This is a genomic window from Kitasatospora sp. NPDC088742 (assembly GCF_055584905.1).
This window is the reverse complement of sequence record NZ_JBVJLD010000002.1, coordinates 454,847-463,140: the sequence shown is the minus strand read 5'-3', so window position 1 is coordinate 463,140 and position 8,294 is coordinate 454,847. Positions and strand designations below refer to the sequence as shown.

Sequence of the window (8,294 nt, the reverse complement as noted above, 5' to 3'; positions counted from 1 at the left end):
GGGGTGGTCGAGCAACGACTCCGCCAACTCGTCGAGGGTCCCGCCCGGGGCGCCGATGGCGGTGAGGGCCTCGGCGACGGTCGCGACGGCGTCCGGGGGCAGGTCGGCGTCGCCGAGCACGGGCAGCAGGAGCAGCAGGCGGGCGTGCGGGTCGGTGACGCCCTCGCCCTCGCCGGGGTGCCGGGCCAGGTGGGCCAGTTCGCGCCAGGCGAGGCCGGGGCCGGCGTAGTGGCCGTCGAGCCGGGCGAGCGTGACGGGGTGGTCCCAGCCGGGGTGGTCGAGGTGGACGTCGATCCCCTCGTCCTCGGGGAAGTTGCGGTAGACGACCAGCGCCCGGTGGCCGCCGGTGAGTGGCATCCGGATGACCGGCCAGTCGGTCGGGGCGGTGAGCCTGGCGAAGGCCTCGTCGGCGTCCGCCTCGTCGGCGCCGAAGAGCCCCGGTTCCGGCCCCAGCTCCTCGCTCTCGGCGAGCAGTAGCAGGTGGGCGGCCCAGAAGCCGGGCAGGCGGAGCAGGTCCTCGCCGGGGGCCAGCGGTTCGTTCTCGTGAGCGGGGATCTTCAGCACGGGAGCATGGTGCCATCCCGACGATCTAAGCTCGACGGGTGACCAGCTCTCCTTTCACCGCGCCCAGTTCGCCCGCCGCCGAGGACCCCCGGGACGCCCAGCCGCAGTACGTGCTGCCCCTGGTGGTCCGGCTGGAGAAGGCCGAGCCGCCGGCCCGTACGGACGCGCTGGAGACCTCGGCGCGGGCGGTGCTGACGCTGCTGGCGGACGAGCGGGTGACCGGGCCGGAGGGGGAGTGGGCCGAGCGGGTCGCGGCCTGGGAGGACGCGCGGATCCGGAAGGTGGTGCGGCGGGCCCGGGGCGGTGAGTGGCGCAAGGCGAACGAGCTGCCGGGGATCACCGTGACGGGGCGTCAGGCCGAGGTGCGGGTCTACCCGCCGATCCCGCTGGACGGCTGGCCCAAGGAGCTGGCCAAGCTCCAGGTCTCCGGCACCGACCTGGAGGACCCGGAGGAGCCGGGCCCGGCCCCGGACGGGGTGCCGGTGCTCTGGCTCAACCCGGAGCTGGAGATGAGCGCCGGCAAGACCATGGCCCAGACCGGCCACGCCGCCCAGCTCGCCTGGTGGCGGCTGGACGACGCCCAGCGCAAGGAGTGGGCCGAGGCCGGCTTCCCGCTGGCCGTCAGGACGGCGCCGAAGGAGCGCTGGGCCGGACTGACGGACGGTCACCTCCCGGTGGTCCGCGACGCCGGCTTCACCGAGATCGCCCCCGGGCTGACGGTTGCACTCGAAGGCGGCACGCGCTACTGCCCCACCCCGCGCCTTCGGCGTTCGTGATGAGCCACCCGGCCCCCAATACGGCAACGTGGCAGGTCGGTGTGCGCGTCCCCGGCGGTCGTTCTCTGTAGGGGCTGGGTGTCATCGGTGAGGGCGATCTCCTGCACCGCGACGCCGGCCAGGGCGGCGACCTGGGCCCGGACGGCCTCCGCTCGCACCCGCATGAGTTCGAGCTGTACTACGACCTATAGGACTCCCTCTGACCTGCGGAAACGCTTGAAGAGTGGTCGGCTGCAGTACCTCTGGGGCTCGCGATGTGAAATGGGTGTGAAATGAGCAGGGGTAGATCGAACTCGCGATGACGCCTTCCTGCCCTTGCCAGCACTGGGCAGTACGCCATCTCGCTACTCTCAGTAGCCATCACTCCGGGCTCCTGACCCAACGGGTTCGATCTCTTACCTGCACTGCACCCTCTAGGGCGAGGTGTCTCCCGTGCTCGCCAAGCAGTGGAGCCCGCAGCCATCGCCGTCTCCGGGCTACGCCGGTCCAGCAGGCGGCTGATCGGGATTCCGGCCAGGCGGACGCCGAGAGCCCCGCAGTGGCCGCCTGGGTGGAAGCGCCCAGTCGACCGGGCAACGGAGGACAGCCACATGGAGGAGACGTAGTAGAGAGCGCTTACCAGCCGGTGGTCTGGGCCAGGGCACAGAAGCGGACAACGCGGCGCGGGGCCGCGACCGGACGAGCAACTCGGTCACGACCCCGCTGGATGGCTTCCCCAACGGTCAGCAGCCGCGTCGGACGAGCAGGAACCGCCAGCCGAAGGAACGCCGAGGGTGATGAGCTGAGGTGCAACGGGGGCTCTGCAGCAGCCGCCGTCCTGCTCCTGGGCGGCGGCGAGCCGGTCGCAGAGGTCGGCACCGCCGCACACGCCGGGTTCGGGGAGGGTGAGTTCGACGCGGGTGGCGGCCTCGTGGTCGCCGGCGAGGGCAGCCACTGAGCGGACCTGCTCGTATCCGGCGAAGGTCAGACGGCGCCCAGCCGACTGTCTGCCACCGCCATCAGGTCATCGGGGTCGGCATCGAGGACGTGATCCGCGGACAGCGCCGCCGCACCACCGTCCCGGAGCCGGCCGCGCCGCGCCCACCCGACCTGGTCAACCGTAGGTTCGCCGCCGAGCGCCCGAACCAGCTCTGGCTGGCCGACCTGACCTACGTCCGCACCTGGTCGGGCTTGATCTACGTGGCGTTCGTCCTGGACGCGTACTCCTGACTGGAGCACCGCCGGACACCCGCCACCGTTGCTGATCGGGCCCGACGGCACCGCCCACTACCTGCACGCCGACCCCGGCCTGCCGCTCGGCGTGGACACCGACGTGCCCCGCCCCGACCACAAGCACCCCCTGCCCGGCAACGCGACCCTGCTGATGTTCACCGACGGACTCGTCGAACACCCCGGCCGTCCGCTCGACGTCGGCCTCGCCGCGCTCGCCCGGATCGCCGCCGCCCACGCGGACCAGCCCCTGGACCAGCTGTGCCGCACGCTGGCCGACGCCCACCTCGGCGACGGCCGTGACGACCTCGCGCTCCTCGCCCTACGCACCCCGTCCGATCCGCACCCGGCCGAGGCCGGCCCGGCAGGCACCTCCCGAGCCGGCTGAGGGGCGCGGCCGGAGCCTGCCCGCGACGGCCGTCGCGGGCCCCGGCGGCCGAGCGCCCCGCCTACGACGGGACGCGATGGACTACGACTTCCACCTCTTCACCGACCTCGCCACCGGAGAGGACAGCGTCCTCTACCGAGCCGCACCGACGGGCTACCGGCTCGCCCGGGCCCGCCCCCGCCCCCGCCCCCGCCCCCGCCCCCGCCCCTGACAGGTCGGCACGACCGCCGTCCGGCTGACCACCAGTTCGGCTCCCACACCCCGGATGAACGTGGCCGACGCAAAACGCCGGATGGACACCAGCGGACAGCTGTTCGTGTTCTTCGTCGACGACGCCACCGGACGCGGCAACGTCCTCTACCACCGCTACGACGGGCACTACAGCCTCATCACCCCGGCCGAGTAGCCCACGGACCACTTCAGAGAGGCAGCCGATCATGACCGACCCGATCGCCGCAGGCACACCTGCGGCAGCCTTCCGCCCTCCGGGCCGCGACCTCGAAAGCACGGCCGAACGCGTGGAACTGCTCGAAGCCCGGGTCCAGCCCCTCGGCCAGGCGATGCGCGCCCTTCTCAAGGGTCTGGAGGACATCCCCGGCCGGGAGCCCGACCCCGACCGGTCAGGTGGCGCCGCCCGGCTGGCCCACGAGCTTCTGCTCGCCCAAGGCCTCTGACCACCTGCGGGACCGACGGCCATGGACCTGACCTTCCTCGGCCCGCTCTACGCACGACCGGACCCGGACGCGCCCTCGCAGCCCTCCTCCGTTCCCCGGGCGCCCCTGCCTGAGTTCGGAGGGGCCAGCACGCGGTGACCGTCGTACAGGAGGTCCTGCACCCCGGTGGGCCGTTCTCCGTGGGAACAGGCCCGTTCGGCCCTGTCCCCTGTCGCGGAGGCGGAGCAGGCTCGTAGTAGGACCACAGACCGGTCCCGCGCGCCTCCCGGTCGCTCCGCTCGCGGCGACGCTCTCCCGGACCTGCCTGTTGATGCGGGTCCGCCATCGAAGGGAGCCGAAATGACCGCTGTGATCGCAGTCCTGGTGGTGCTCGCCGTCCTGGTCCTGATCGGGCTCGCGATGTCGATCCGTATCGTCCGCCAGTACGAGAAGGGCGTCGTCTTCCGGTTCGGCCGGATCACCGGAGCGCGCGACCCGGGCCTGCGCCTGATCATCCCGTTCGCCGACGTCATGCACCACATCTCGCTGCGGATCGTCACCATGCCGATCCAGTCCCAGGGCATCATCACCCGCGACAACGTCAGCGTCGACGTCTCCGCCGTCGCCTACTTCCGCGTCGTGGACGCAGTCAAGTCGGTCATCGCCATCGAGAACGTGGGCTCCGCGATCAACCAGATCGCCCAGACGACCCTGCGCAAGGTCGTCGGCCAGCACACCCTGGACGAGACCCTCTCCGAGACGGACCGCATCAACCTGGACATCCGCCAGATCCTGGACGTCACCACGACCGAATGGGGCGTGGACGTCACCCTGGTCGAGCTGAAGGACATCCAACTGCCGGACACCATGAAGCGGGCGATGGCCAAGCAGGCCGAAGCCGAGCGGGAGAAGCGCGCAAAGATCATCAGCGCACAGGGCGAGGCGCTGGCCGCAGCCGCACTCGGCGAAGCCTCCGACACGATGATGGCCCACCCGCTCGCCCTCCAACTTCGCAACCTGCAGAGCTTGGTGGAGATTGCCGTCGACAAGAACAGCACCGTGGTCTTCCCCGCACCCCTGATGAGCACCATCGGCGAACTCGGCGCGTTCCTCGCCCGCGAGGCCACCGCCGCAGCCGCCCCCGCACCGCAGCCGCCCCTGGACACCCCGCTCCTCACCAAGCCGGTCCGCCTTCCTACGCCCGGCACCGTTGACGTACCGGCACCGAACGGGGCACCTGGGACCGCGTAGACGTCACCGTCCCCTGCCGGCGAAGGCACACCGCATTCGTCGGCAGGGGCGGAGCACCGCACGGAAGGCCCTCCCGAAGATGACACAGCCGTTCCACATACCGCACCACAGGCCGCACCGCCTCGTCGACCGATGGAGAGCCGCAACGGCCGACCGTCGCGCGCGTGCCGCCGCGCGGCGGTGGCGGCACGTCGGCACCGAGCCGCGCTGGGCGCGCAGCGACCTGTCGGCCCGGCGACTGCTCGGACGGATCTTCGCCCCGTTGTTCCTGCTCGGGACCATCGTCTTCACCCTGCTTGCGACCAACGCACTCCGCGCACCGAGCGCCGACCGTGCGTTCTACACGGGACTCGCCGTACTCTGCGCCGTGAGCACCGTCGTCGCCGTGATCGACTTGGTCGTCATCCGGCGGCGGATGGCGGAGCAACGGCGTTGGCGCCGCTGACGGCGCGTCCGTGAGAGTGAAACCGAGCCGACCGGCCGGGGAAGGTCGGTCATGAACCGGCCTGCCGTCTGATCCGCACCGCGGGGTGGAGCGACTCGGCCACCTCTCGATCGAACGGTTCCGTGTCGGGGGTGAGCACCGATGCGGCGGCCACCGCCACAGCGAGGGCACAGGCCTCGACCGGATCGTCGCCCGCAGCCAGCCGAAGGGTGAGGGCAGCCACCATGGCATCTCCGGCCCCGGCGTCGCTGAGCGCCTCCCCGGGCAGCGACGGGGCTCGCAACTCGGTGTGACCACGCCCGGTCGAACAGAGCGCGCCGAGTTCACCGAGGGTGGTGACCGCGATCTCAGTCGCTCCTGCGGCCAGTAGAGACTCGTTGACGGCACGGGCGTCGTCGAAGGTCCGGACCGCCCGGCCGGCGAGGCTCGCGGCCTCGTGATTGTTGCACCTCCTCAGGAAGACGCCCTCGTGCAGCGACTCGCGCAGGGCCCGCCCCGAGGTGTCCAGCACCAGCCTGGCCCCGGCTTCGCTGACCCGGCGGGCGACATGCGCGTAGAAGGCGTCGGGCAGGCCGTCGGGCAGGCTACCGCTCGCCACGACATACTGGCGGCTGCCGATCGTCCGGCCCAGCACGTCCAGGAGAAGCCCTCCCTCCGAGTCCTCCAGTCGCGGGCCCTGAGGCACGATGTGATAGCTGCGGTGTGACGCGGTCTCGAACAGCACGAACGCTTCGCGGGTCTCGCCCGCGATCCCCAGGGCAAGGTGGTCAAGCCCCTCCTCGTCCAGCAGCCGGTTCAGACGTCGGCCGACCTCTCGGCCGGCGGTGTGGACGGCGGTCGCCCGCCCTCCGAGCCGCGACACGTTCCGGGCAACGTTGATCCCTCCGCCGCCGGCGGCCACGAACCTCACCCGGGCGCGGGTCTTGCCGACGTCCACCAAGCGGTCGACCTCGCAGCAGATGTCGACGGTGGGGTTCACCGTCAGGGTGAGGATCGGCGGCACCGTCCCGGGCAGCGGACTCCTCCCGCCCCCACCTGCCGCAGGCGGACCGGAAACGTCAGGGCCGTTCATCGCCGTGACACGCCTGTCGTGATCCCGATCGTCCATGGCTGCCCTCCCGGGCCCTCCCGAGAGATGCGCGACTTCAAGGGAAGGTCCGGGCATGAAGACCACCCGCACCCAGGGTGACGGAGCGGTTCGCCGGCCATCTCGATCTCCTCACTCCGCCGCTCCTTCCATCGTGCGGCGCGAGCGCAGGAGACGCGATCGGGAGCACCGTCGAAGGGGGCCGGGCCCGCGCTCGGCCTACCGGTTCCGGTCCACCGGAGTCACAGACAGCCGCCTACCAACCTTCGGGACGCACCAATCCGTCTCCTGCCGAAGAGCCCCTGGAGACGCCCCCCGGCAGACCCGTCGCCCATCGAACGAAAGCTGCTGGCCATGCGCTGGTCCCAGACGCACATCCCGACCCTTCGCGAGAACGCGGCGGAGGCCGACGCGCCGAGCCACCGGGACCTGGACACCCTCGCCGCACCTTCACGGCCGGTGCCGCTGCGTAGCGACCGGGTGCGACTGCCCGTACCGTGCTCGCCATCGCTCGGCACTTCTCAACACATCTCATCCGTTGAGGCCGCCGCGTGTGCACTGGTTGTGAAACGATCTTCTGCGCGGCCCCTATTTTCGCAGGTCAGAGGCATGTTCGATCAGTACTACGACCTGTAGGACCCCATCTGACCTGCGGAAACGCCGGCCGGCCGACCCGCTTCGGGCACTCTCGGGCTCGCGATGTGAAATGAGAGTGCACTGAGTTCGATCTCGGCATGAGTTCTGTGCAGTGCCTGACTGCGGACTCCTGTCGGCCCACCCCGACACCGGCCCTGCTCCGTGGCGGTTGGGGGTCAGTTCGAAGACGCAGGGCCGGTGTCGGGGCGGAGGTCGTCGAGGAGTTCGGCGCGGTTGGCCAGCAGGGTGCTGAGGATGGAGCGGGCGACCTTGAGGAGGTCGGCGACTTCGGGGCTGGCGAGCCGGTAGAGGACGCTGGCGCCGTCACGGCGGGAGGTGACGACTCCGGTGCGGCGGAGGATGGCGAGCTGCTGGGAGAGGTGGGCGGCTTCGACGCCGACCTCGGGGAGCATGTCGGCGACGGCGTACTCGCGTTCGCTCAGCAGCTCCAGGACGCGGATGCGGACCGGGTGGCCGAGGGTCTTGAAGAACTCGGCCTTGTGCTGGTAGAGCGGCACCGTGACGACGGAGGGCTGTCGCGGGGTGTCGGCGTTCAAGGGTTCACCGCCCCCGTCGGGTGCTGGCTGGATCGGACTTCATTGTTCGAGACTTTAGCAATTGGGCGAAACGTCGTGCTCAGTCCGAGGTGAGAGCGGTGCGGGCGGTGGCGCTGTCAAAGTAGATGCGTAGCAGGCCCAGGCCGTGGGCGGTGGCGAGCAGGGGCGCGATGCGCTGTCCGAGGCCGCAGACCGCCAGTGGGCCGTGGTCGGGGCCGAGGCGGCCGGCGGCGTTGACGATCGCCGCCTCGCCCTCGGCGCCCAAGCCCGCGAGAGCGGACAGGTCGATGACGATTGGCCCGGTGCTGCGCGCGCGGGTCCAGTCCAGGGCTCCGGTGAAGCGGTGCATCGCGTCCTGGCCGAGGAAGCCGGACAGGTGCAGCAGGGTGATGCCGTCGCTGTGTTCGAGGTCCCATCGGATGCTCACCGCCGCCTCCTGGCCGCACGCCGGAGGCGGCGGTGAGCGTTCACGAGGTCCCGGCCACCCACCGGGGAGGGCGGGACGTGCCCACAGTGCGGGCACGGGCGCCGCCGGCCGGCCGCCGGGCGCCACAAGTCGCCCGCGGCCAGGAGCGGAACAAGCGGCACCCGGGCGCAGCACTGCGGTGGGTCGTACATCCCGATCCCCTTCCTCGTGGTTGCCAATGTTAGCAACTGCTAAGGTCTGCAATGTGGCGGGCTGCCGGAAGCGTCTGCCACGGGAGCGGGCCACCTGGGAACCGACGCCG

Annotated in this window: 11 protein-coding genes and 2 pseudogenes; 8 read left to right on the top strand and 5 right to left on the bottom strand. The window is 71.2% G+C overall.

What is annotated here, in order from left to right; all coding sequences use genetic code 11:
- The coding region (locus ACZ6ZR_RS04295) for a hypothetical protein (RefSeq protein ID WP_465639181.1) at nucleotides 1-564 on the bottom strand (564 nt) is incomplete at its 3' end.
- A 38-nt stretch (nucleotides 565-602) separates the two neighbouring features.
- Between ACZ6ZR_RS04295 and ACZ6ZR_RS04290 the strand changes: the two genes are divergently transcribed.
- Nucleotides 603-1,340, top strand: coding sequence for a peptidyl-tRNA hydrolase (locus ACZ6ZR_RS04290; protein ID WP_465639179.1), 738 nt, complete (start codon nucleotides 603-605; stop codon nucleotides 1,338-1,340).
- A gap of 691 nt (nucleotides 1,341-2,031) precedes the next feature.
- On the opposite strand, the pseudogene ACZ6ZR_RS04285 reads toward ACZ6ZR_RS04290, so the two are convergent.
- Nucleotides 2,032-2,331 (bottom strand): annotated as a pseudogene (locus tag ACZ6ZR_RS04285) (flavoprotein); the annotation flags it as partial.
- A gap of 23 nt (nucleotides 2,332-2,354) precedes the next feature.
- Here ACZ6ZR_RS04285 and ACZ6ZR_RS04280 point away from each other — a divergent pair.
- The 7 genes and pseudogenes from ACZ6ZR_RS04280 to ACZ6ZR_RS04250 all read left to right on the top strand — a co-directional run.
- Nucleotides 2,355-2,546, top strand: a pseudogene (locus ACZ6ZR_RS04280) (IS3 family transposase); the annotation flags it as partial.
- 31 nt (nucleotides 2,547-2,577) lie between these two features.
- The gene (locus ACZ6ZR_RS04275; RefSeq protein WP_465639177.1) at nucleotides 2,578-2,937 is read left to right on the top strand and encodes a SpoIIE family protein phosphatase; all 360 of its coding nucleotides are present in this window, start codon (nucleotides 2,578-2,580) and stop codon (nucleotides 2,935-2,937) included.
- Between the two features lie 76 nt (nucleotides 2,938-3,013).
- Nucleotides 3,014-3,148 carry a sigma 54 modulation/S30EA ribosomal C-terminal domain-containing protein gene (locus ACZ6ZR_RS04270; protein ID WP_465639176.1) on the top strand — a complete coding sequence of 45 codons (135 nt, stop codon included), beginning with the start codon at nucleotides 3,014-3,016 and terminating at the stop codon, nucleotides 3,146-3,148.
- A 24-nt stretch (nucleotides 3,149-3,172) separates the two neighbouring features.
- A complete protein-coding gene (locus ACZ6ZR_RS04265; protein WP_465639208.1) occupies nucleotides 3,173-3,343 on the top strand; it encodes a sigma 54 modulation/S30EA ribosomal C-terminal domain-containing protein in 171 nt (56 codons plus the stop codon).
- Nucleotides 3,344-3,374: 31 nt separating this feature from the next.
- Nucleotides 3,375-3,611 carry a hypothetical protein gene (locus tag ACZ6ZR_RS04260; RefSeq protein WP_465639175.1) on the top strand — a complete coding sequence of 79 codons (237 nt, stop codon included), beginning with the start codon at nucleotides 3,375-3,377 and terminating at the stop codon, nucleotides 3,609-3,611.
- 339 nt (nucleotides 3,612-3,950) lie between these two features.
- The gene (locus tag ACZ6ZR_RS04255; RefSeq protein WP_465639174.1) at nucleotides 3,951-4,841 is read left to right on the top strand and encodes a slipin family protein; all 891 of its coding nucleotides are present in this window, start codon (nucleotides 3,951-3,953) and stop codon (nucleotides 4,839-4,841) included.
- Nucleotides 4,842-4,920: 79 nt separating this feature from the next.
- Nucleotides 4,921-5,286 (top strand): DUF6343 family protein, encoded by a 366-nt coding sequence (locus ACZ6ZR_RS04250; protein WP_465639172.1) that lies wholly within the window; start codon nucleotides 4,921-4,923, stop codon nucleotides 5,284-5,286.
- A 49-nt stretch (nucleotides 5,287-5,335) separates the two neighbouring features.
- Here ACZ6ZR_RS04250 and ACZ6ZR_RS04245 read toward each other — a convergent pair whose 3' ends face one another.
- The 3 genes from ACZ6ZR_RS04245 to ACZ6ZR_RS04235 form a co-directional block, all read right to left on the bottom strand.
- Nucleotides 5,336-6,394 carry a 1-phosphofructokinase family hexose kinase gene (locus ACZ6ZR_RS04245; RefSeq protein WP_465639171.1) on the bottom strand — a complete coding sequence of 353 codons (1,059 nt, stop codon included), beginning with the start codon at nucleotides 6,392-6,394 and terminating at the stop codon, nucleotides 5,336-5,338.
- A gap of 791 nt (nucleotides 6,395-7,185) precedes the next feature.
- The gene (locus ACZ6ZR_RS04240; RefSeq protein WP_465639169.1) at nucleotides 7,186-7,566 is read right to left on the bottom strand and encodes an ArsR/SmtB family transcription factor; all 381 of its coding nucleotides are present in this window, start codon (nucleotides 7,564-7,566) and stop codon (nucleotides 7,186-7,188) included.
- A 79-nt stretch (nucleotides 7,567-7,645) separates the two neighbouring features.
- Complete coding sequence (locus ACZ6ZR_RS04235) at nucleotides 7,646-7,993, bottom strand: STAS domain-containing protein (protein ID WP_465639167.1); 348 nt, start codon at nucleotides 7,991-7,993, stop codon at nucleotides 7,646-7,648.
- Nucleotides 7,994-8,294: the final 301 nt, after the last annotated feature.

What these genes read in the sequence shown, in the direction of transcription:
- ACZ6ZR_RS04270 (WP_465639176.1), top strand. Translation starts at nt 3,014, where the DNA reads ATGGACTACGACTTCCACCTCTTCACCGACCTCGCCACCGGAGAGGAC.
- ACZ6ZR_RS04260 (WP_465639175.1), top strand. Translation starts at nt 3,375, where the DNA reads ATGACCGACCCGATCGCCGCAGGCACACCTGCGGCAGCCTTCCGCCCT.
- ACZ6ZR_RS04255 (WP_465639174.1), top strand. Translation starts at nt 3,951, where the DNA reads ATGACCGCTGTGATCGCAGTCCTGGTGGTGCTCGCCGTCCTGGTCCTG.
- ACZ6ZR_RS04250 (WP_465639172.1), top strand. Translation starts at nt 4,921, where the DNA reads ATGACACAGCCGTTCCACATACCGCACCACAGGCCGCACCGCCTCGTC.
- ACZ6ZR_RS04245 (WP_465639171.1), bottom strand. Translation starts at nt 6,394, where the DNA reads ATGGACGATCGGGATCACGACAGGCGTGTCACGGCGATGAACGGCCCT.